Annotated in this window: 18 protein-coding genes and 1 tRNA gene; 6 read left to right on the top strand and 13 right to left on the bottom strand. The window is 65.5% G+C overall.

Annotated features, from left to right (window positions below):
• Positions 1-19: 19 nt before the first annotated feature.
• Positions 20-2,161, bottom strand: coding sequence for a TonB-dependent siderophore receptor (locus JANGC3_RS0104045; RefSeq protein ID WP_232429649.1), 2,142 nt, complete (start codon positions 2,159-2,161; stop codon positions 20-22).
• A gap of 310 nt (positions 2,162-2,471) precedes the next feature.
• Here JANGC3_RS0104045 and ypfJ point away from each other — a divergent pair, with 310 nt between their 5' ends.
• The 4 genes from ypfJ to JANGC3_RS0104025 are packed head-to-tail and all read left to right on the top strand — an operon-like array spanning position 2,472 to position 4,550.
• Positions 2,472-3,362: a KPN_02809 family neutral zinc metallopeptidase gene (ypfJ, locus tag JANGC3_RS0104040; RefSeq protein ID WP_017875203.1), complete on the top strand. Its 891-nt coding sequence runs from the start codon at positions 2,472-2,474 to the stop codon at positions 3,360-3,362.
• Positions 3,363-3,413: 51 nt separating this feature from the next.
• On the top strand, positions 3,414-3,743 hold the full coding sequence (locus JANGC3_RS0104035; RefSeq protein ID WP_442789069.1) for a hypothetical protein: 330 nt from the start codon (positions 3,414-3,416) through the stop codon (positions 3,741-3,743).
• 9 nt (positions 3,744-3,752) lie between these two features.
• Complete coding sequence (locus tag JANGC3_RS0104030; protein WP_017875201.1) at positions 3,753-4,304, top strand: prolyl hydroxylase family protein; 552 nt, start codon at positions 3,753-3,755, stop codon at positions 4,302-4,304.
• Positions 4,305-4,313: 9 nt separating this feature from the next.
• On the top strand, positions 4,314-4,550 hold the full coding sequence (locus JANGC3_RS0104025; protein ID WP_017875200.1) for a hypothetical protein: 237 nt from the start codon (positions 4,314-4,316) through the stop codon (positions 4,548-4,550).
• A 201-nt stretch (positions 4,551-4,751) separates the two neighbouring features.
• Here JANGC3_RS0104025 and JANGC3_RS0104020 read toward each other — a convergent pair whose 3' ends face one another.
• On the bottom strand, positions 4,752-5,654 hold the full coding sequence (locus tag JANGC3_RS0104020) for a LysR family transcriptional regulator (protein ID WP_017875199.1): 903 nt from the start codon (positions 5,652-5,654) through the stop codon (positions 4,752-4,754).
• Positions 5,655-5,757: 103 nt separating this feature from the next.
• Between JANGC3_RS0104020 and hmgA the strand changes: the two genes are divergently transcribed.
• A complete protein-coding gene (gene hmgA, locus JANGC3_RS0104015) occupies positions 5,758-7,065 on the top strand; it encodes a homogentisate 1,2-dioxygenase (RefSeq protein WP_017875198.1) in 1,308 nt (435 codons plus the stop codon).
• A 151-nt stretch (positions 7,066-7,216) separates the two neighbouring features.
• Here hmgA and JANGC3_RS34200 read toward each other — a convergent pair whose 3' ends face one another.
• The 5 genes from JANGC3_RS34200 to JANGC3_RS28315 all read right to left on the bottom strand — a co-directional run bounded on the left by JANGC3_RS34200 (position 7,217) and on the right by JANGC3_RS28315 (position 11,097).
• The gene (locus tag JANGC3_RS34200; protein ID WP_157406438.1) at positions 7,217-7,729 is read right to left on the bottom strand and encodes a hypothetical protein; all 513 of its coding nucleotides are present in this window, start codon (positions 7,727-7,729) and stop codon (positions 7,217-7,219) included.
• Between the two features lie 94 nt (positions 7,730-7,823).
• Positions 7,824-7,910: transfer RNA gene (locus JANGC3_RS0104005), tRNA-Leu, on the bottom strand.
• 165 nt (positions 7,911-8,075) lie between these two features.
• The gene (locus JANGC3_RS0104000) at positions 8,076-9,569 is read right to left on the bottom strand and encodes a nucleobase:cation symporter-2 family protein (RefSeq protein WP_017875196.1); all 1,494 of its coding nucleotides are present in this window, start codon (positions 9,567-9,569) and stop codon (positions 8,076-8,078) included.
• Between the two features lie 320 nt (positions 9,570-9,889).
• A complete protein-coding gene (locus tag JANGC3_RS0103995) occupies positions 9,890-10,225 on the bottom strand; it encodes a CzcE family metal-binding protein (RefSeq protein WP_026132516.1) in 336 nt (111 codons plus the stop codon).
• 125 nt (positions 10,226-10,350) lie between these two features.
• Entirely contained in the window at positions 10,351-11,097 is a 747-nt protein-coding gene (locus JANGC3_RS28315) for a TenA family transcriptional regulator (protein WP_017875194.1), read from the bottom strand.
• A gap of 223 nt (positions 11,098-11,320) precedes the next feature.
• On the opposite strand from JANGC3_RS28315, the gene JANGC3_RS0103985 reads away from it, so the two are divergent.
• Positions 11,321-13,714: a sensor domain-containing protein gene (locus JANGC3_RS0103985; RefSeq protein ID WP_017875193.1), complete on the top strand. Its 2,394-nt coding sequence runs from the start codon at positions 11,321-11,323 to the stop codon at positions 13,712-13,714.
• Positions 13,715-13,919: 205 nt separating this feature from the next.
• Here the strand turns inward: JANGC3_RS0103985 and JANGC3_RS0103980 are convergent, their stop codons facing one another.
• From JANGC3_RS0103980 to prpC, 6 genes are all read right to left on the bottom strand, one after another.
• Entirely contained in the window at positions 13,920-15,584 is a 1,665-nt protein-coding gene (locus tag JANGC3_RS0103980) for a cation acetate symporter (RefSeq protein WP_017875192.1), read from the bottom strand.
• Positions 15,581-15,889: a DUF485 domain-containing protein gene (locus JANGC3_RS0103975; protein ID WP_017875191.1), complete on the bottom strand. Its 309-nt coding sequence runs from the start codon at positions 15,887-15,889 to the stop codon at positions 15,581-15,583. The genes JANGC3_RS0103980 and JANGC3_RS0103975 overlap by 4 nt, the downstream gene beginning before the upstream one ends.
• A 189-nt stretch (positions 15,890-16,078) precedes the next feature.
• Positions 16,079-17,968 (bottom strand): propionate--CoA ligase, encoded by a 1,890-nt coding sequence (locus JANGC3_RS0103970; RefSeq protein WP_017875190.1) that lies wholly within the window; start codon positions 17,966-17,968, stop codon positions 16,079-16,081.
• Positions 17,969-18,143: 175 nt separating this feature from the next.
• Entirely contained in the window at positions 18,144-19,334 is a 1,191-nt protein-coding gene (prpF, locus tag JANGC3_RS0103965) for a 2-methylaconitate cis-trans isomerase PrpF (protein ID WP_017875189.1), read from the bottom strand.
• Between the two features lies 1 nt (position 19,335).
• On the bottom strand, positions 19,336-21,930 hold the full coding sequence (gene acnD / locus JANGC3_RS0103960; RefSeq protein ID WP_017875188.1) for a Fe/S-dependent 2-methylisocitrate dehydratase AcnD: 2,595 nt from the start codon (positions 21,928-21,930) through the stop codon (positions 19,336-19,338).
• On the bottom strand, positions 21,930-23,087 hold the full coding sequence (gene prpC, locus JANGC3_RS0103955) for a bifunctional 2-methylcitrate synthase/citrate synthase (protein ID WP_026132514.1): 1,158 nt from the start codon (positions 23,085-23,087) through the stop codon (positions 21,930-21,932). Before prpC ends, acnD begins: the two co-directional genes overlap by 1 nt.
• Positions 23,088-23,107: the final 20 nt, after the last annotated feature.

The following is a 23,107-nucleotide window of genomic DNA, read 5'->3' as shown; positions in this document are numbered from 1 at the left end:
TGGAGTCAGCGCCGCCATGTCAGTACTGCCAGCTCAAGGTGGCGCTGGCGTTGCGCGGCGCCGCGTAGTACGAGGCCGCCCAGTACAGGCTGTTGATGTAGCGCTTGTCGGTGACGTTGTTGGCGTTCAGCGCCAGGCTCAGCTTGCGGTCGATCTCGTAGCGCGCCATCAGCCCCAGCACGGCGTAGGCGCCCTGGCGCGTGACGACGCCGGGCTGCTCCTGCTTGCGCTCGATCGCGCTCTGCCAGTTCAGCGTGGCGCCGACCTTCAGCGGCGTGAAAAACGGGACGCGGTAGGTGCTCGACAGGCGCAGCATTTTGCGCGGCAGATAGGTCTTGGCGGCGGCGCCGTCATTGTCCTCGATCGACAAGCGGGTGTAGCCGGCGCTGCTCTGCCAACCTTTTGCCAGCTCGCCCGACATCTCCAGGTCGACGCCGCGCGACTCGGCCTTGATGCCGCGGTAGTAAGCCCTGGCGCCGATGACGCCGGCCTGCTCGGCGGCGTTGCTCTGCCTGGTCTGGAAGACGGCGCCGGACAGGTTCAGCTTGCGCTCGAACAGCTCGCCCTTCAGGCCCAATTCGGCGGTGCTCCCCATGACCGGGGCCAGCGTCTTGCCGGCGATGTCGACTTCGCTTTGCGGGTTGAAGATTTCGGTGTAACTGGCGTAGGCGGAGGCGTTGTTGCCGATGTCCAGCACGGCGCCCAGATACGGCGTGGTCTTGCTGGCCGACTTGGCATGGTTCGCCGCGTACGCCGTGCCGCGCGATTCGGCCTTGGTCGCGTTGACGCCGGTGAGCAGTTTCACGTCGTCGCCCAGGTTGAAGCGCGCCGCGACATAGGCGCCGCGGCGCTTGTCCTCGACTTCGCTGCCGTCGCTGGAGGCGTTGAACAGCGGTTCGGGATAGCCGCCGCCGAGCGCCTGCCGCTCGCTCAACGGCGCGCCGATGACGCCGTAGTGCGAGACGTCGTCCAGCGTCGAGCGCGACAGGCTGGCGCCGACGCTCAGGTCGTGGCGCCGCCCGGCCAGCGCAAACTGCCCGGTCGCCGACACGTCGAGCAGGCTCTGGCGGACATGCGCGGCGTAGCGCGACGGATAGGCGAACAGGCCGGTGCCGCTGGCCCTGTCCGGCGTGCCGTAGACGTAAAACAGCTGGGAGTTCGACGTCGCGGTGTTGTGGGCCAGGCTGCCCCTGGCGCTCCAGCCCTTGTCGAACTGGTGGCTGAGCTCGGCGAAGGTGGCGCCGGTTTCGGTCCGCCAGTTCGACCACTCGGCCGAGGTGCTGGCCGAGACCGGATACCGGGTCGGGCTGCCGTCGCTGTAGTACATCGGCAGCGCGCCCCACAAGTTGCCGACCGGTTTGTTTGTCTGGTGGCTGTGGCCGACGCTGAGCAGGGTGCGCGGCGCCAGACGGGCCTCGACGATGCCGTAGGCGACGGCCTTGTCCATCGAATACCGGTCGAGGTAGGAGTCGTTGCTTTGCCTGGCCAGCACCGCCCGCGCGCTGACGCTGCCGCTGGCGTTCAACGGCGCCGACACGTCGGCCTCGACGCGGCGCTTGTTCCAGGAACCCAGCGTTAGGCTGGCCGACGCCATCAATTGCGCGCTGGGGCGCTTGCGGATGAAGTTGACGGTGGCCGACGGGTTGCCGGTGGCCGACATCAGCCCGTTGGCGCCGCGCACCACGTCGACGCGCTGGTACAGCAGCGTGTCGACGTCGCCATTCAGGTTGCCGAACACGGCGGGCAGGCCGACGCCGTCGTACTGGAAATTGGTGATGTCAAAGCCGCGCGAGGTGAAATAGGCGCGGTCCGTTTCAAACTGCTCCACCGTGACGCCTGTGGTGTTGAGCAACACCTCGCTGACGTTGCTGAGCTTGAAATCGTCCATCTTCGCGCGCGTGACGACCGATACCGACTGCGGCGTTTCGCGCAGCGTCAGTTCCAACTTGGCGGCGGACGCGCTGCGGCGCGCCGCGTAGCCCGGTTCCGACGCCCCGGTAACGGTCACCACCGGCATCGTCAGCGGCGCGCCGCCGCCCTCTTCCGGCGCGGCGGCCAGCGCCATGCCGGACTGGCTCAGCGCCAGCGCCAGCGCGAGGGGATGCCGGCGCAATGCGCTGCGACGGTAGGGCGGGACGGACAAAGGGATACGGCGGGACATGTTGCGGCTCCTGAAGCGTGAAAAATCCGTCACTGGCTGGGAACCGCACCTGGCTTGTTTTACGGGAAATGTGCACCACCCAATAGGTAAATGCGAATCACTCTCATTATACTCATTGCAACGGTGGGCGACAATCATCAACTACACCAACGACCCGCCGCCGCACCGGGCCAACGCGCGAATTCGGCCCGGCCAACGCTGCGCCGGTCCCGCGCCCCATCAGCGTATAGTATCGAAAACACCAAAAACCCCTCCCCCGCCGACGCGGCGCGGACAGGAAAATAAACGCACACACGCTGGAGTAAACAATATGAAATGGGAAGGCAATCGTGAAAGCGACAACGTCGAAGACCGCCGCGGCGAAGGCGGCGGTGGCGGTGGCGGTGGCGGTGGCTTCGGCTTCGGCGGGCGCTCCATCGGCATCGGCACCATCGTCATCGCCCTGGTCGGCTCGTACGTGCTCGGCGTCAGCCCGCTCACCATACTCAATATGCTCAGCGGTGGCGGCGGCTCGGTCAGCACCGGACAGCAAGCGCCGTCGCACGCGCCGCCGGCCAACGACAACGTGGCGAAATTCGTCTCGACCGTGCTGGCCGACACCGAAGACACCTGGACCGAGCTGTTCCGCTCCCAGGGCGGCAACTACGTCAAACCCAAGCTGGTGCTGTTCTCGGGCAGCACGCCGACCGCCTGCGGCGCCGGTCAAAGCGCCAGCGGGCCGTTCTACTGCCCCGGCGACCAGAAAGTCTACATCGACCTGAGTTTCTTCAAACTGATGCAAGAGCGTTTCAAAGTCACCGGCGAATTCGCCGAAGCCTACGTCATCGCCCATGAAGTCGGCCACCACGTGCAAAACCTGATGGGCGTCAGCGGCAAGGTCGACCAGGCGCGCCAGCGCTCGTCGGAAAGCCAGGCCAATGCGATGTCGGTGCGGCTGGAGTTACAGGCCGATTGCTTCGCCGGCGTGTGGGCCTTCCATGCGAACCAGGCGCGCAGCATCCTTGAAAATGGCGATGTCGAAACCGCGCTCAACGCCGCCACCGCCATCGGCGACGACGCCTTGCAACGGCAGTCGCAGGGCCACGTGGTGCCGGACTCGTTTACCCACGGCACCTCGGCGCAGCGCGTGCGCTGGTTTAGCAAGGGCATCGAGAGCGGACAGATCGCGCAGTGCAACACTTTCGAGGCGCGCCAGCTGTAGCATGTCGCCTGTTTTTCCACACGCAACCCACATTCAAACATGACGCCAAGCTTGAACACCGCCGTGACCGGAGCGATCCAGGTTCGCTCCGCCGAAAAGGAGGATTTCCCGGCGTGGCAGCCATTGTGGCTAAGCTATAACGCGATGTATGGACGCCATGGCGAGACGGCCCTGTCCCCCGAAATAACGCAGACAAGCTGGACCCGGTGTTTCGATGCAGGTATCGCCGGCAAGCTCATTGAGGAAATCCATGCGCGCGCGAACACCGCCGGCTGCGGCAGGGTCTACTGGCAAACCAACCCTGGCAACACATCCGCGGTGAAGGTGTACGACAAGATTGCTCAAAGATCGGAGTTTATCGTATATCGGAAGACGCTGTAGGAAGCGCACATGCACCGTTACTCGGACTGCGTTTTCGCCATTCCGGACTTTATTACAAAGGCAGAGTCCGCGGAATTGATCGCCCTCGCCGAGACGCGGGGATTCGAGGCGGCATTGGTGCGAACACAGTTGGTGCTGAAACCGATGGCGAACGTGCGCAACAACCAGCGGCTCGTCTGTGAATTGCCCGCATGGCGGGAGCGGCTTTGGACTCGCCTTGCCGCCACGGAGCTACCCGTACTGGATGGCGGCGCCACGGCAGTCGGCCTACCGGCGCAACTGCGCTTTTACAAATACAAGCCGGGCCAGCGCTTCAAGATGCACAAGGACGGCCCCTGGTCCGAAGGCGGCCTTGCCAGCAAATTGACATTGCTTGTCTACCTGAACGACACATTTTCCGGCGGCGCGACCGACTTCCGGGATTTCATTGTCCGGCCCGCCACCGGCATGGCCTTGCTCTTCATCCATGACACCTGGCACGAGGGTGAACAAGTAAGCTCGGGCACGAAGTACGTGCTCCGATCTGACGTGCTGTATACAACGGGCGACGCCGCCCCCTGAAAAAGCCGGGTGCTAGATAGCGCGGTCCCGGACTACTTCGGCGTTCTTTTCTTTTTCCGCGGGGTGGCGGCAGCCCCCAGCCATGCCTCGGCCCAGGCGCTGCTCATTTGCCGGACATTCTTCGCCGCTTCCCGCTTCACCGCCGCGGTGGCCTGCGCTCTGGCCGACCCTGCGGCACGATTTGCCGCGCTAAGGAACACGCTCATAAACGGATTTTTCATCTCGCACCTGTTATGGAATGAATAATTCATCCACTGTACGGTCCGGCAATAAGGGCGACTGTTCGCTGGCTAACGGATGGCAACGACACCCTGGGGGCAAGCGAGCGCTGTTGACAGCTATCAAGCTCAGGCAGGCGGAGCGGCGCGCGCGGCGTCCTCGCTGGCTTCCAGGCGCTCCTTGAGCCCGATGAAGTTACGCATAGGCTGCAGGGCGGTCGGGCCTTCCTCAGCCGGCGAAGCCGTCCGCCACCAGCGCGCGCAGCCAGCGGCCGCCCTCATCCAGGTTATAGCGGCGGTGCCAGAACATATTGGTCTGCAGCGTCGGCAGGCGCAGTGGCGATTTCACATACTCGAGCTGGAACGCCGCGGCGGCGCGCTCGGCCAGCTTTTGTGGCACGGTCGCCACCAAGTCGGTGCTGCCAACGATATAGGGTACGGCGGCAAAATTCGGCACGCTGAAGCTGCTGCCGGGCGCAATGCCGGCGTCGGCCAGTGCCTGATTGATGCCGTCGTAGGGACTTTCCATGGAGGTGACCAGCAGATGGCGCGCCGCGCCCAGGCGCTCGACCGTCAGCGCCCCCTCGCCGAGCGGGTGGCCACGACGGAACATGCACACATAATCCTGGCGAAACAGGCGGCGCTGGTACAGCACGGCCGGGGCGTCGTCGAAGGCGCCAATGGCCAGGTCGACCCGGCCCGCTTCCATCTCGACCCGCAGGTCAACCAGGCCGGCCCGTACCGAGACAATATCGACATGCGGGGCCGCCGCCGTGCAGGCGGCGATCAGCAGTGGCATGAAATACATCTCGCCGGCGTCGGTCATGGCAATGCTGAAACGGCGCCGGCTGGTGGCCGGCTCGAACGGCTCGTCGGGGTTGAACGCCTGTTCCACATGCGCGAGCGCCGCGGCGACCGGTCCGGCCATGCGCTCGGCGTAGGGCGTGGGCTGCATGCCGCTCGTGGTACGTACAAACAACTCGTCGCCGGTACTGCGGCGCAGCCGCGCCAGCGCGTTGCTGACCGCCGACTGCGTCAACCGCAGGCGCTTGGCGGCAGCGGAAATCTGGCGTTCGCGGAACACTTCGTGAAACACCACCAGCAAGTTCAAATCCAAGTCGCGCAGCTGCATGCCACCTCCATTTACATTATGAATAGTCATAATTTTTGTATTTATATCGTAAAAATAGCGCCGCTGCACTACATTGTTCATATACCGACCTCCAGGAGACAGCATGAGCCCTTCTTTCGAACACCCCGGCTACCAGTCCGGCTTCGGCAACGAGTTTGCCACCGAAGCCCTGCCCGGCGCCCTGCCCGCGCATCAGAATTCGCCGCAGCGCGCGCCGTACGGCCTGTATGCCGAGCAACTGTCCGGCACCGCCTTCACCGCCCCGCGCGCACACAACCGGCGCAGCTGGCTGTACCGCATCCGCCCGGCGGCGATGCACCAACCGTTCCGCCAGATCGGCAACGGCCGCATTGTCAGCCGTTTCGATGACGTCGCCGCGCCGCCAAACCAGCTGCGCTGGGACCCGCTGCCCATGCCGCAGGCGCCCGTCGACTTCATCGACAGCTGGGTGACGATGGCCGGCAACGGCTCGCACGCGCAGCAAAGCGGCTGCGCCATCCATCTGTACGCGGCCAACCAGTCAATGGACAAGCGCTACTTCTACAACGCCGACGGCGAGCTACTGATCGTGCCGCAACAGGGGCGGCTACGCATCGCCACCGAACTCGGCGTGCTCGACGTGGCGCCGCGGGAAATCGCCGTGGTGCCGCGCGGCGTGCGCTTCCAGGTCAGCCTGCCGGATGGCGAGGCGCGCGGTTACATTTGCGAAAACTACGGCGCGCTGCTGCGCCTGCCCGACATGGGCCCGATCGGCTCGAACGGCCTGGCCAACCCGCGCGACTTTCTGACGCCACGCGCCTCTTACGAGGACCGCGAAGGCGATTTTGAACTGGTCGCCAAGTTCGGCGGCAACCTGTGGTCGGCCGCCATCGCGCATTCGCCGCTGGACGTGGTGGCATGGCATGGCAACTATGCGCCGTACAAGTACGATTTGCGCCACTTCAACACCATCGGCTCGATCAGCTACGACCATCCGGACCCGTCCATCTTCCTGGTGCTGCAGGCGCCGTCGGACACGCCGGGCGTGGACACGCTGGACTTCGTCATCTTCCCGCCGCGCTGGCTGGCCGCCGAACACACCTTCCGTCCGCCCTGGTTCCACCGCAACGTCGCCAGCGAATTCATGGGCTTGATCGAAGGCGAGTACGACGCCAAGTCCAGCGGATTCCGCCCGGGCGGCGCCAGCCTGCACAACTGCATGAGCGGGCATGGACCGGACGCGCCGACCTTCGACAAGGCCAGCGCGAGCGACACCAGCGTGCCGCACAAGGTGGATGCGACCATGGCCTTCATGTTCGAGACGCGCGACGTGATCTGCCCGACCGCCCACGCCTTGGCCTCGCCGCAACTGCAGCCCGACTACTACCAGTGCTGGATGGGCTTCACCAAGCATTTCAATGGCACCGTGTAGTCGTCATATCTAACATGACTTGCGTTTGCCAAGCGGGATGCCGGCGACGCGGTCCGACCCTCGGGGTCTGCCCCCCAGTGTGACGCCCTTGGTTTCGACTAATGCACTCCGACCGCGTACCGCATCGGATTATGAGTCGGGTCGATAACAACTATGAGCACCAGCTGAGATTGCTCGCCATTCCGACCACCAGGCGCAGCACGGTCCCTACATTGCGCTGTGCACAATCCGCGGCGTTGGCGCTACTGTCGCTGGCCACCGCGCCGATCTTCTCGGCGCTGCCGATTTTCTGGGCCATTCCAAGCGCGCAGTTGCCGCCATCGGCGTGCGCTGCGGGGATTGCCATGATCAGCAGTGTCGGCATTACCAGCGACATTGTCGCGCCGTGGGTAATCGGCCAAATCAAGGTCGCCACCGGCAGCATGGACAACCCCTTGTACATACTTAGCGCCTTGCTGGTGCCGAGCGCCGTGGCGCTACTTGGCGGAATACGCCGCGCCAGTGCCTGGGCCTTCGTGTCGAATGCCCCTGAATACCTGGTGCCGAAAACCATCACGCGATGCCGACATACCTTGCCGTCTTTTACTGGTGCCGCCATTTTTGCCAAACCCCTTGCCAATTTTTGCCAACCGATAGGGTGATTTAACCTGTTTTGATCTGGCATAAGCCAAGCGTATAGGCGTAAAAAAACCCGCCTTCCCCGTGAGAACTGGAAAAGGCGGGCTTTACTCTTTACTGGACTTCGTCCAAATGTTCGTTGGTGCCCGGGACCGGAATCGAACCGGTACGCCCTTACGGACACGAGATTTTAAGTCTCGGGTGTCTACCAGTTTCACCACCCGGGCAACGAGGCAAGATTCTAGCACAGGTTGCGGGAACGCTACCATAGCAATCGGCCTGCCGGTCGGTGCTACAGACCGGAAAGAGAAGCTGCGACTCGAACGCTTATAGCAGCGGCGCCAAGGCGAGAAGCTCAGCCCCTTAAGCGTGCGCCGCGGGCTTGCGGCGCCCTACTCGCTGCCATGGCTGTTGGCCGCCGCGGCGGCCTTGGCGTCGCCCGCCGAGCCGGCGCCGTTGAAGTACAGGTTGAGCAGGACGGCGGCGAGCGCGGCCAGCAGGATACCGCTGTGCAGCAGCGGCGACAGCACCTTTGGCATGTGCTGGGCATAGTTTTCGGCAACCAGCGGCACCATGCCGAAGCCGATCGACAGCGCGACGATGAACAGGTTGTTGCGCTTGCCTTGATAGTCGACGCCGGCCAGGATGCGGATGCCGGTCGCGGCAACCATGCCGAACATCACCAGCCCGGCGCCGCCCAGCACGAACGAGGGGATCGCCTCAGCCGTTTGGGCAATTTTCGGCAGCACGCCCATCACCACCAGGATCGCCCCGGCGGCCACGCAGACCCAGCGGCTGCGCACGCCGGTGACGCCGACCAGGCCGACGTTTTGCGAGAACGAGGTATAGGGGAAGGTGTTGAAGACGCCGCCGAGCAGCGTGCCCAGGCCGTCGGCGCGCAGGCCGCGGCTAATGTCGTCGCGTCCCACCGGCTTGCCGGTCATCTCGCCGAGCGCGAGGAACATGCCGAGCGATTCGATCATGACCACCACCATCACCAGGCTCATGGTAAGAACCGCGACCAGATCAAAAGTCGGCCAGCCGAACTGGAACGGCGTGACGATGGCGAAGGTTTTGGCGCCCGCCACCTTGGCAAAGTCGACCTTGCCCAGCGCGAAGGCCAGCGCGGTGCCGGCGGCGATGCCCACCAGCACAGAGATGTTGGACAGGAAGCCGCGGCCATATTTGGCCACCAGCAGGATCACCGCCAGCACGAACAGCGCGATGCCCAGGTGGTCGAGCGCGCCGTAGGCCGGGTTCGCCACCATCGGCGCCGCGCCGGCCGGCACGGGCGTGCCGGCCGCGTTGGCCGCCGCCACCATGGCGAGGTGGGCCGGATCGACGATTTTGGCCATGGCCGGCGGGCCGCCCATCGCCCAGTTGACGCCAACGCGCATCAGCGACACGCCGATGACGGTGATGATGGTGCCCGTCACCACCGGCGGAAACAGGCCGAGGATGCGGCCAATCAAGGGGGCGATCAGCATCGAAACGACGCCGGCGCCGATCACCGCGCCGAAGATGCCACTCAGGCCCAGTTCCGGGTTGCCGGCCATTGCCAGCATCGGGCTGACCGAGGCGAACGTCACCCCCATCATCACCGGCAGGCGGATGCCGAACAGCTTGCCCAGGCCGAGCGACTGGATCAGCGTGACCAGGCCGCAGCAGAACAGGTCGGCGCTGATCAGCGCGGCCACTTGCTCCGGCGCCAGTTTGAGCGCGCGCCCGACGATCAGCGGCACGGCGATGGCGCCGGCGTACATCACCAGCACGTGCTGCAGGCCGAGGGTCAGCAGTTTTCCCGGCGGCAGCATTTCATCGACCGGCGACGGGACGGGCGCGGCACCGTCCGGCGCGGCGGGGGGTGTGGCCAAGTGCAGTTTCATCACGGCAGGCTCCTTGAGTTAACGATCAACGTTGATACGTGGTTCACAAGCATGATTCGCGCCAGCACCCGCCCGCCCCCGGCGTCGCGGGAAACGCGCGTGGCGCGCGGCTGCGCGCACCATTGACGGACGGCAGGCGCCAAGCCTGCCCCGCGCCTGCCACTCTTTGGTGCTCGCCCTGCCGACATCGGCCAACCCCGGCGCTGGGCGGAAAGGCGTCACTGAGTCTTTCCTAGTGTAACGTCATCCGTTCGCCTCCACTGATGTGATTTATCCACACCGGCGGCGTGCCGCCGTACCCGGCGATGTTGCCGCCGCCGTCAATCCGCATATAGGGGATTTGGCGCCACGTAGGCTTTCACCGAGTGCGTCAGCGCCCCGCGCGGCGCGATTTGGTTGAGGTCGATCGCGCCGGCCACGTCGATGCCGTCGAAATTCCAGGCGAACTCGCGATCGCCGGAGACGAATCGGACGACCTCGCCGCCGGTCACGTTGACCCAGCGGGTGTCCTGGCCGACCCGGACGGTGCGGGTGGCGGCCGACAGCGGCGCCGGCTCCCCGAGCAAATCGGTACGCACGGCCGCCTGGGCCGCGCCGGCGCCGGCGCTCGACAGCAGCAACGCCACGACGGATGAAAGTAGCAATCTAGGTTTCATACAACCCCCTTGGTAACACACTATGGATTGCCGGCGCGCTGGCGCGGGCCGGCGCCGAACTACAGTTTTTAGACGCGGCCGCGCTTTCGTTGGTTCCGGCGCCGGGCCACCCCTGCGCGCCCGGCTCAGCCGCTCGGCGCCATCGAGCGGTCCAGCGACAGCGCCATGTACTGGTAGCTGTTGGACAGGCCCTGCACCAGAATGTCGACGTATTTCGGCTCGGCCCGCCTGCCGATCAGCGAGCAAATGATCTCCAGCGCCTCCCACGGGTGGGTGTCGTCGTACTGGGCGTGCAGCCGCAGCCAGCGCGTGGCCGGCCGCCGCAGTTCCGGCGCGAACGAATTTTCATAGGCGTCGGACGAGCAGATCAGGTTGGCCCACTCGCCGGTCGCGCCCTCGATGGCCAGGTTGGTGACCGCCATGCTGGTCGCCAGCGAAGCGCGCTCGCAGCTGTGCCAGCACCAGTGGTTCAGCGCCTGGCTTTCCACCGGCGCCTGGCTGTCGAACAGGTCGCGCATGCTGATGCCGCAGGCCTTGGCCCACTCGACCCAGTGGTCGGCGTGGTTTTGCTCGACCCGTATATTGCGCATCAGGTAGCGGCGCGCCATGTTTTCCCCGGCCGAGCGGCCATACTGGATCTTGCACAGGTTGACCGCCATGTACTGCGGGAACTGCTCGATGACCGGCCAGCCGCCGACCAGGAAATTATAGGTGGCCTGGGCCGGCAGGCTGGCCTCGCGCATCCGCGCGAACAACTCGTGCGCCACCACCTTGTTCTTCGCCGGCGCCGTGGCCAGCACCATGTCCTGCGCCCATGCAGGATAACTGTTCAAGTCCATCAGCGGACCACTGCGTTGAAACTGTTCATACATAGCGACGCTCCTGTGATTCCACCCGGCAATTGCCCGGCGACGAATAAATATTGGACCAGCCCGCGCGCCGCAGGTTCCACCACGGTGGCGCGGCGTCAATGGATGATTTGGCTCAGCAATAGCGACACTGCCCGGCGCCAGGGGGAACGTCTGCGCCGCATCGGCGGTCTACCGTTGGCGCACCTACGTCGCGTCGACCGTCGTGCAGCCCCGTGAGGAACACATGATCAGCCCAAGAGATTTTCCATCCGTTGCCTTTTCGCTCAACGCGGCCGGCCGCATCACCAGCTGGAACAGCGCCTGCCAACGCCTGCTGGGCTATACCGACGCCGACATTTTGCTGCGGCCGCTGGCCAGTATCCTGCCCGACGTCGACCCGCGCGCCTGCGGCGGCTATCTGGCGGCGGCGCGCAGCCACAGCAAGAGCGTGGAAACGAGCATCGTCGTCGCCGACGGCCAGCGCTGCCCGTTCAACCTGACGCTGGCGCCGCAGTCCGGCAAGGGCGGCAAGTTCCACAGTTTCTGCGTCATCGTCACGCCGGCCGCGCCCTGCGGCGAGGAGTCGGAACACGACCTGATCGGCCGCACCCCGCTCAAGGAGATGGTCGATTTCCTGGCCGGCACCTTCCATGTGGTCAACCAGAGCGGCCGCCTCGTCATGTGGAACAAGCGCGTCGAGCAGGCCAGCCAGCGCAGCGCCGAGGAGCTGCTGACCTTCGACGTGCTCAAGCTGTTCAGCGACGCCGACCGCGGCGCCGTCGCCGAAAAGCTCCAGGCCGTCTTCGAGCACGACGGCGACGAGGCGGTCGAGGCCAGCCTGGTGGCCAGGGACGGCAGCAGCCGGCCGTATCTGTTCTCCGGCTCGCGCTTCAAGGTCGGCGAGCGCCACTACCTGTGCGGCATGGGCCTGGACATTTCCGAACTGCGCCGGCAGCAGGAACAGTTGCGCCTGCGCGAGCGCGCGCTGCACGCCAGCGGCAACGGCATCGTCATCACGCGCTGCGCCGGGCGCGACAATCCGATCGAGTACGTCAACCTGGCGTTCGAGCGCATCACCGGCTACGCCGCCGCCGAGGTGATCGGGCGCGACCCGCGCTTCATGACCGCGCCCGGCCTGGACGAGGCCGAACGCAACACGCTGCGCCTGGCCGTCGCCGCGCGCGAGGAAAGCCATGTGATCTTCCGCAACCAGCGCAAGGACGGCGAGCTGTTCTGGAACGACCTGACCATCACGCCGGTACTCGACGAGCAAGGCAGGGCCACCCATTTCATCGGCGTCGTCAACGACGTCACCGCCAATATACACCGCACCTCGCACCTGGAGCACGCGCTGAACCACGACCTGCTAACCGGCCTGGCCACCCGCAGCCTGCTGTGGGACCGGCTCGACAAGGCCCTGCACCTGGCGCAGCGCAACAAGACCCTGGTGGCGACGGTGCTGGTCGACCTGGACAACTTCAAGGACATCAACGACACCCTCGGCCACGACGCCGGCGACGAGGTGCTGCGGGTGGTGGCGCGGCGCCTGCAGTCGTCGGTGCGCGACACCGACACGGTGGCGCGCCTGGGCGGCGACGAGTTCGTGCTGGTGCTCGACAACCAGCCGTCGCTGCGCTTCACGCTGCGCATGATCGAACGGCTGCGCCACGACATGGCCAAGGCCGCGCTGGTGTGCGGCAAGCAAATCGAGATCGGCACCAGCATGGGCGTGAGCATCTTCCCGCACGACGGTTCCACCGTGCTGGAGCTGATCCAGGCGGCCGACGTGGCGATGTACCACGCCAAGGCGGCCGGGCGCAATGACGTGCATTTTTTTTCGGCCGAGATGAAGCTCACCAGCGAGGCCAAGAACAAGCTGGAGGCGAGCATGCGCATCGCCATCGACAGGGACGAGATGTTCCTGGTATTGCAGCCGCGCATCTGCCTAAAAACCGGCGCGATCCTCGGCGCCGAGGCGCTGCTGCGCTGGCGCCACCCGGAACAGGGCGTCCTGCTGCCGGAGGCCTTCCTGACCGAGGCGGAGGAAAACGGCCTCATCGTTCCGCTCGGCGAATGGGTGTTCGACTCCATTTGCACGATCCTGCAGCGCCTGAACGCGCTGGGCTACCAGCAACTGGTGCTGTCGATGAACGTGTCGTTCCGCGAGCTGAGCCAGAAAAACTTCGCCACCCTGATCGGCAAGAAGCTGCACGACTCGCACCTGCCGCCGGGCATGTTCGAACTGGAAATCAAGGAAGCCTATTTGCTGCGCAATCCGCAACTGGCCAAGGAAGTGTTCGAGGAAATCAGAAAGATGGGCATCAAGCTGACCATCGACGACTTCGGCGCCGGCGTGTCGAGCCTGAGCAACCTGCAGAAGCTGACCATCAACCACCTGAAGATACCGAAATCGTTCATCGCCAGTATCACCGAGCACGGCCTCGACGGCGTGATGGCGAAAACCATGATCGGCATCGGCCACAACATGAGCATCGACGTCATTGCCGAAGGCGTTGAAACGAGCAGCCAGCTAAATTTCTTGAAAGCCAACAATTGCGACGAAATGCAGGGAAACTACTTTAGCGAGCCGGTCAGCCTGGCCTCGTTCGAGCAAATGCTGGGCAACGCCGCCAAGTGAAGGATTTCCGTAGGTCTCTGGCCCGCTCGCCCCGATCGGCAGCGCCTTCTGTGCGATTCGTGCTCTTCGGCTCATGATTGACGACCCACGTTTCCTTCACACGAGGAGTGGTCCCATGCTGGGCGCACCAAAAAAACGCCCCGGGCTGGCGGCCAGGGGCTGTCCGATCGCGCCGTTTGCCGCGCTCTCCCAGCGCGGCGAAGGTTTAATGCGCGGCGGCGGTGGCCGCGCCGATCCCGGTTTCCGAGCGCATTTCCTGCGCCTCGTAGCCGGCCCGGTCCAGGCGCGCGCGCGGACTCTTGTCGAGGATCGAGAACAGCCAGATGCCGACGAAGCCGGCGCTCATCGAAAACAGCGCCGGCGAGGCGTACGGGAACAAGGCCTCGGCGTTGCCGAACACGTCGACCCACACCGATTTCGACACCACCGTCAGAGCGACCGCCGTGCCCAGCCCCAGGAAGCCGCCGATGGTGGCGCCGCGGGTGGTGCAGTCCTTCCACAATACCGACATGAACAGTACCGGGAAGTTGGCCGAGGCGGCGATGGCGAAGGCCAGCGAGACCATGAAGGCGATGTTCTGCTTCTCGAACAGGATGCCCAAGGCGACGGCGATGACGCCCAGCGCGATGGTGGTCAGGCGCGAGACCCGCAATTCGTTGGCGCTGGTGGCCTTGCCCTTCTTGAAGACGGTCGCGTACAAGTCGTGCGACACGGCCGAGGCGCCGGACAGCGTCAAGCCCGCCACCACCGCCAGGATCGTCGCGAACGCCACCGCCGAAATGAAGCCGAGGAAGACGTCGCCGCCAACCGCCTTGGCCAGGTGGATCGCCGCCATGTTGTTACCGCCCAGCAGTTTGCCGGCGGCGTCCTTGAACTCGGGATTGGTGCTCACCAGGACGATGGCGCCGAAGCCGATGATGAAGGTCAGTATGTAGAAATAGGCGATCCAGGTGGTGGCCCAGAACACCGACTTACGCGCCTCTTTCGCGCTCGGGACGGTGAAGAAGCGCATCAGGATGTGCGGCAGGCCGGCGGTGCCGAACATCAGCGCCATGCCGAAGGAAATCGCCGAAACCGGGTCCTTGATGAAGGTCCCCGGCCCCATGATGGCCTCGCCCTTGGCGTGGATCTCGACCGACTTGGCGAACAGCGCCTCGGGACTGAAATTGAACTGCGACAGCACCACGAAGGCCATGAAAGAGGCGCCGGCCAACAGCATCACGGCTTTGATGATTTGCACCCAGGTGGTGGCGGTCATACCGCCGAACAGCACGTAGACCATCATCAGCGAACCCACCAACACCACCGCGATCCAGTATTCCAGGCCAAACAGCAGCTTGATCAACTGGCCGGCGCCGACCATCTGGGCGATCAGGTAAAACGCCACCACCACCAGCGTACCGGAGGCCGAGAAGATGCGGATCGGCGCCTGTTTGAAGCGGTAGGCGGCGACGTCGGCGAAGGTGAAGCGGCCCAGGTTGCGCAGGCGTTCGGCCATCAGAAAAGTGATCACCGGCCAGCCGACCAGGAAGCCGATCGCGTAGATCAGGCCGTCGTAGCCGTTTAGGAAAACGGCGGCGGAAATACCCAGGAAGGACGCCGCCGACATATAGTCGCCGGCGATCGCCAGGCCGTTCTGGAAACCGGTGATGCCACCGCCGGCGGTATAGAAGTCGGAGGCCGACTTGGTCTTGCCGGCGGCCCATTTGGTGACGAATAGGGTGAACACGACGAAGGCGCCGAACATCAGGATGGCGGTCCAGTTGGTGGCCTGCTTCTCGGCCTGGCCGAGGTCGGCGCCGGCCGCGACGGCGGCGCCGGCCGCGCAGGACAAGGCCAGCGCGACGAGTGGGGTGTTCAGATGCTTCATGCCGCGGCCCGCAGGCGGATGGCGGCGGTCAGCTCGTCGTAGGCGCCGTTGGCGCGACGCACGTAGACGCCGGTGACGACGACCGTGAAAACGATCACGAACAAGCCGATCGGCATGCCCCAGGTCATCACGCCGGCGCCTGTTTTTGCGCTCAACAATTCCTTGTTGAAGGCGATCAGCAGGATAAAACCGTAGTACACCGCCATCATCGCCCACGTCAGCGTCCAGCCGAAAGTGGACCGCGCCGACACCAGCTTGCGGTAATTCGGATCGGCCTTGATTTTTTGCACCATATCGTCCTGCATACTTGTCTCCTTGATTTTTATGTGGCCCCGTGAGGTTGAAACCAGCGTAACGCCGCTGGCTTACCCGCCCCTTACGCGGCGCAAAAAAATCAAGGAGCCGCGCAATCGATGCCGCGTAAAAAAACCAACGGCATACAGTCCTTGCCGTTGGTTCTTTTGACGTTCGCAGCGCCCGGACGCCAACTGCCACTAGGCGCTCAGCGCCCCCTTAATCTGCTGCAGCGACAGCGGGTCGTCAATCACGCTCAGGTCGCCCGGATCGCGCCCTTCGCAGATCGCCTGGATCGAACGGCGCAGCAATTTACCCGAGCGCGTCTTCGGCAACTGGGCAACGAAGTACACCCGCGCCGGCCGCGCCAGCGCGCCCAATTGCCGGTCCACCACGGCCATGATGTCGCGCTCCAGCGCCAGCCGCCCCTGCGGCGTGGCGGCCTGCTCGGCGTGCTTCAAAATCGCGAAGGCGACCGCCACCTGGCCCTTGAGTTTGTCCTCGACGCCGACCACCGCCACCTCCGACACGTTGGCGTGGCTGGACAGCGACTCCTCGATTTCGCGCGTGCCGAGGCGGTGTCCGGCGACGTTGATGACGTCGTCGGTGCGGCCCAGGATGAAGTAGTAACCGTCGGCGTCGCGCACGCCCCAGTCGAAGGTCGAATACACCTGCCGGCCCTCGAAGGTCGACCAGTAGGTAGCGACGAAGCGCGCGTCGTCGCCGTACACGGTCTGCATGCAGCCGGGCGGCAGCGGCCCGTCGATCACCACCACGCCCTTCTCGTTGGCGCCGCACTCCGCGCCGGTGGACTCGTTGAGCAGCTTCACCTTGTAGCCGTACATCGCCACGCCCGGACTACCCAGGCGGGTCGGCTTGTCCTCCACGCCCTTGGCGATCGACAGGATCGGCCAGCCGGTTTCGGTCTGCCAGTAGTTGTCGATGATGGGCACGCCCAACTCGTCCGAAATCCACTGCGAAGTGGTTTCGTCGAGCGGCTCGCCGGCCAGGTACAGCGCCTTCAGCGACGACAGGTCGTGCTTGCGCATGAACTCGACCGGCTGCTTGCGCAGCACCCGGATCGCGGTTGGCGCCGAGAACATGCGCGCCACCCGGTATTTCTCGACGATGCCCCACCAGACGCCGGCGTCCGGGCTCAGCGGCGTGCCCTCGTACATGATGGTGGCCATGCCGGCGATCAGCGGACCGTAGACGATGTAGGAGTGCCCCACCACCCAGCCGATGTCGGAGGTGGCGAAGAAGGTGTCGCCCGGCTTGCCGCAGAAGTTGTACTTCATCGACGACGCCAGCGCCACCGCGTAGCCGCCGACGTCGCGCTGCACGCCCTTCGGCTTGCCGGTGGTGCCGGAGGTATACAGAATGTAGGACGGCTCGTTCGACTCCAGCCAGGTCACCGGCACGCGCGCGTCGATGTGCCGCGCGCGCAGCGCGGCGTAGTCGACGTCGCGTCCGGCCACCAGCGCCATCGGCGCCAGGCCGCGGTCGACCAGCAGCACCTTGGCCGGCTTGGACGCGGACAGGCCGATGGCTTCGTCCAGCAGGTGCTTGTACGGAATCGCCTTGCCGCCGCGCGAGCCGGCGTCGGCCGAGACGATCAGCACCGGCTTGGCGTCGTCGATGCGGCTGGCCAGGCTGTTGGCGGCGAAGCCGCCGAACACCACCGAGTGGACCGCGCCGATGCGGGCGCAGGCCAGCATGGCGAAGGCCGCCTCGGCGATCATCGGCAGATAGATCAGCACGCGGTCGCCGCGGCCCACGCCCAGCGCCAGCATGACGGCGGCGCAGCGCTCCACCTCGGCCTGCAGCTGGGTAAATGAATAGGTTTTTTCGCAGTTGGTTTCGCTCGAAATGGCGATCAGCGCGGCCTTGTCGCCCTGCGTGGCGGCCCAGCGGTCGACCGCGTTGTGGCACAGGTTGGTGTGGCCGCCGACGAACCATTTGGCGAATGGCGGGCGCGAATGGTCGAGCACTTGCGAAAACGGGGTGTTCCAGTCGACCAGCTTCGATTCTTCTTGCCAGAACAGCTCAGGCGCATTGATCGATTGCTGATAGAAGTCGGCGAAATTCATATCTCCTCCGTTGGTCATACGAATATGGGGGGACTGCACAAGGGCCGCGAACGCCCACTCGAACCAAGGGCATACCCCGGGGGGGGGCAGACCTTCCCGCCTTGGCGCGAGGGGTCTGACCCCAGCTCGATGTCTTTGGTTTTTGAGGTTCGCGGCAGCTAGAAGCCGCAGCGTCTTAGAACGAATCGCCGGGCACGCGCACCCAGCCTTCCATCAGCACGCGGGCGCTGCGGCTCATGATGGCCTTGGTCACGCTCCATTGGCCGTCGACCTGGCTCGCCTCCGCCCCCACCCGCAAGGTGCCGGACGGGTGGCCGAAGCGCACTTCGTTGCGCGCGCCGCCGCCGGCGGCCAGGTTGACCAGCGTGCCGGGAATGGCCGCGGCGGCGCCGATGGCGACGGCGGCCGTGCCCATCATGGCGTGGTGCAGCTTACCCATCGACAGCGCGCGCACCAGCAGGTCGGCGTCGCCGGCGCCGACCCGCTTGCCGCTGGAGGACACGTAATCGGCCGGCGCGGCGACGAAGGCGACCTTCGGCGTGTGCTGGCGCGTGGCCGCGTCGTCGACGTGCTGGATCAGGCCCATGCGCACGGCGCCGTGGGCGCGGATCGTCTCGAACAGGGCCAGCGCCTTGGCGTCGCCGTTGATGGCGTCCTGCAGTTCGGTGCCGGTGTAGCCGAGCGCCGCCGCGTTGACGAAAATGGTCGGGATGCCGGCGTTGATCATGGTGACCATGAACGCGCCCACGCCCGGCACCTCAAGGTGGTCGACCAGATTACCGGTCGGGAACATCGCGCCGCCCCCGCCCTCCTCCTCGGCCGCCGGGTCGAGGAATTCCAGCTTCACTTCGGCGGCCGGAAAGGTCACGCCGTCGAGTTCAAAGTCGCCGGTTTCCTGCACCTCGCCGCCGCTGACCGGCACGTGCGCGATGATGGTCTTGCCGATATTGGCCTGCCAGATCCGCACCGTCGCGATACCGTCGCGGGGAATCCGCGCGGCGTCGACCAGACCGCCGCTGATGGCGAAGGCGCCGACGGCGGCCGACAAGTTGCCGCAGTTGCCGCTCCAGTCGACGCAGGCCTTGTCGATGGCGACCTGGCCGAACAGGTAGTCGACGTCGTGCCCTTCCCTGGCGCTGCTCGACAGGATCACCGTCTTGCTGGTGCTCGACGTCGCCGCGCCCATGCCGTCGATCTGCTTGCCGTACGGGTCGGGGCTGCCGATCACCCGCAGCAGCAGCGCGTCGCGCGCCGCGCCCGCCACCTGCGCGGCCGCGGGCAGGTCCTGCAGGCGGAAGAAGACGCCCTTGCTGGTGCCGCCACGCATAAAGGTGGCGGGGATTTTGATTTGCGCTTGGTAGCTCATCTTAGGCCGCCTTGGTGGAGTCGAGGAAGTCCTGGGCGAAGCGTTGCAGCACGCCGCCGGCCTCGTAGATCGACACCTCCTCGGCGGTGTCGAGGCGGCAGATCACCGGCACGTCCACCCGTTCGCCGCCCTTGCGGTTGATAACCAGCGTCAGCGTGGAACGCGGCGTGCGTTCGCCGACCACGTCGAAGGTCTCGCTGCCGTCGATGCGCAGGGTGTTGCGGTTGACGCCGGGCAGGAACTCCAGCGGCAGCACGCCCATGCCGACCAGGTTGGTGCGGTGGATACGCTCGAAGCCTTCGGCCGCGATGGCCTCCACGCCGGCCAGGCGCACGCCCTTGGCGGCCCAGTCGCGCGAGGAACCCTGGCCGTAGTCGGCGCCGGCGATGACGATCAGCGGCTGCTTGCGCTCCATGTAGGTTTCAATGGCTTCCCACATGCGCGTGACGGTGCCTTCCGGCTCGATGCGCGCCAGCGAACCGGCTTTCACCTTGCCGCCCTCCAGCACCATTTCGTTCTTCAGCGTCGGATTGGCGAAGGTGGCGCGCTGGGCCGTCAGGTGGTCGCCGCGGTGCGTCGCGTAGGAATTGAAGTCCTCCTCCGGCAGGCCCATTTTCGCCAGATACTCGCCGGCGGCGCTGTCGAGCATGATGGCGTTCGACGGCGACAGGTGGTCGGTGGTGATGTTGTCGCCCAACACCGCCAGCGGACGCATACCCTTGAGCGGACGGGCGCCGGCCAGCGCGCCCTCCCAGTACGGCGGACGGCGGATGTAGGTGGTCTGCGCGCGCCAGTCGTACAGCGGGCTAACCGCCTCGCCGTCGTCGGCCTGCTTGGCGAACATCGGAATGTAGACCTTGCGGAACTGCTCCGGCTTGACGCTGGCGGCGACGATGGCGTCGATTTCCTCGTCGCTCGGCCAGATGTCCTTCAAGGTCACCGCGTGGCCGTCGGCGTCGATGCCCAGCACGTCCTTCTCGATGTCGAAGCGGATCGTGCCGGCGATGGCGTAGGCCACCACCAGCGGCGGCGACGCCAGGAAGGCTTGCTTGGCGTAGGGATGGATGCGGCCGTCGAAGTTGCGGTTACCGGACAGGACGGCGGTGGCGTACAGGTCGCGCTCCACCACCTCCTTCTGGATCAGCGGGTCGAGCGCGCCGGACATGCCGTTGCACGAGGTGCAGGCGAAGCCGACCACGCCGAAGCCGAGCTGCTCCAGCTCCGGCAGCAGGTTCGCTTCCCGCAGATACAATTCCACGGTTTTCGAACCGGGCGCCAGCGAGCTTTTCACCCAAGGCTTGCGGCTCAGGCCGCGGCGGTTGGCGTTGCGGGCGATCAGGCCGGCGGCGATCATGTTGCGCGGGTTGTTGGTGTTGGTGCAACTGGTGATGGCGGCGATGATGACGGCGCCGTCGGGCATCTTGCCCGGCTCGTTCTCGACCACGCCGCTGATGCCGCGCGCGGCCAGTTCGGAGGTCGGCACGCGGCTGTGCGGGTTCGACGGGCCGGCGATGTTGCGCACCACCGAGGACAGGTCGAACGTCAGCACGCGCTCGTACTCGGCGCCCTTCAGCGTGTCGGCCCACAAGCCCGTTTCGCGGGCGTACAGCTCGACCAGCTTGACCAGTTCGTCGTCGCGGCCGGTCAGCTTCAGGTACTTGATGGTCTGCTCGTCGATATAGAACATCGCCGCGGTCGAACCGAACTCCGGCGCCATGTTGGAAATGGTGGCGCGGTCGCCCAAGGTCAGGTGGGCGGCTCCCTCGCCGAAGAATTCAAGGTAGGACGAGACCACCTTTTGCTTGCGCAGGAACTCGGTCAGCGCCAGCACGGTGTCGGTGGCGGTAATGCCCGGCTGCGGTTTGCCGCTCAACTCCACGCCGATGATGTCGGGCAGGCGCATCCAGGAGGCCCGCCCCAGCATCACGCTTTCGGCCTCCAGGCCGCCGACGCCGATGGCCAGCACGCCCAGCGCGTCGACCATCGGCGTGTGCGAGTCGGTGCCAACGAGCGTGTCCGGGAAAGCCACGCCGTCTTGCACCTGCACCACCGGCGACATGCGCTCCAGGTTGATCTGGTGCAGGATGCCGTTACCCGGCGGGATCACGTCGACGTTCTTGAACGCCTTCTTGGTCCAGTTGATGAAGTCGAAGCGGTCCTCGTTGCGCCGGTCTTCGATGGCGCGGTTCTTGTCGAAGGCGGCCGGGTCGAAGCCGCCGCACTCCACCGCCAGCGAGTGGTCCACCACCAGCTGGGTCGGCACCACCGGGTTGACCAGCGCCGGGTCGCCGCCCTGCAGGGCGATGGCGTCGCGCAGGCCGGCCAGGTCGACCAGCGCGGTCTGGCCGAGGATGTCGTGGCAGACCACGCGGGCCGGGAACCACGGGAAGTCGAGGTCGCGGCGGCGTTCGATGAACTGCGACAGCGACGCGTTCAGCGTCTCCGGCGAGCAGCGCCGCACCAGGTTTTCGGCCAGCACGCGCGAGGTGTAGGGCAGCTTGTCGTAGGCGCCGGGCGCGATCGCGTCGACGGCGGCGCGCGTGTCGAAGTAATCGAGCTTGGTGCCGGGCAGGGCTTTGCGGTGCAGGGTGTTCATCATGGACGCTCCTGGATCGGTACGAATGCCAGCTCTTCCGGGCCGACGTAGTTGGCGCTCGGGCGGATGATCTTGTTGTCGATGCGCTGCTCGACGATGTGGGCGGCCCAGCCGGAGGTGCGCGAGATCACGAACAGCGGCGTGAACATCGCCGTCGGCACGCCCATCATGTGGTAGGACACGGCCGAGAACCAGTCCAGGTTCGGGAACATCTTCTTGACGTCCCACATGACGGTTTCGAGACGCTCGGCGATGTCGAACATCTTCGTCGAACCGGCTTCCCGCGACAGCTCGCGCGCCACTTCCTTGATAACCACGTTGCGCGGGTCGGAGATCGTGTAGACCGGGTGGCCGAAGCCGATCACCACTTCCTTGTTGGCGACGCGCTCGCGGATGTCGGCTTCGGCCTCGTCGGGGTTCTCGTAGCGCTTCTGGATTTCAAACGCCGCCTCGTTGGCGCCGCCGTGCTTCGGTCCGCGCAGCGCGCCGATGGCGCCGGTGATGGCCGAGTGGATGTCCGAACCCGTGCCGGCGATGACGCGGCCGGTAAAGGTGGAGGCGTTGAACTCGTGCTCGGCGTACAGGATCAGCGAGGTGTGCATCGCCTTTTCCCAGGATTTGGACGGTTTGACGCCGTGCAGCAGGTGCAGGAAATGGCCGCCGATCGACTCGTCGTCGGTCTCGACGTCGATGCGCTTGCCGTTGTGGCTGAAGTGGTACCAGTACAGCAGCATCGAGCCGAACGAGGCCATCAGACGGTCGGCGATGTCGCGCGCGCCCGGCGCGTTGTGGTCGTCCTTTTCCGGCAGCGCGCAGCCCAGCACCGACACGCCGGTGCGCATCACGTCCATCGGGTGCGAGGCGGCGGGCAGCGCCTCCAGCGCCGCCTTGACCGACAGCGGCAAGCCGCGCAGCGACTTCAGCTTGGCCTTGTAGCCGGCCAGTTCGGCGACGCCGGGCAGCTTGCCGTGCACCAGCAGGTAGGCGACTTCCTCGAACTCGCAGGTGGTGGCGACGTCCAGGATGTCGTAGCCGCGGTAGTGCAAATCGTTGCCGGTCTTGCCGACCGAGCACAGCGCGGTGTTACCGGCGGTCACGCCCGACAGCGCGACGGATTTTTTGGGCTTGAAGGGTGCTGCTGCTTGTTGTCCACTCATGGTGCTCTCCAGATGTTTAT

It is taken from the genome of Janthinobacterium sp. CG3, assembly GCF_000344615.1.
Taxonomy (GTDB): Bacteria; Pseudomonadota; Gammaproteobacteria; order Burkholderiales; family Burkholderiaceae_D; genus Janthinobacterium.
The sequence above is the reverse complement of the archived record's forward strand: the minus strand, read 5'-3'. Positions and strand labels throughout refer to the sequence as shown.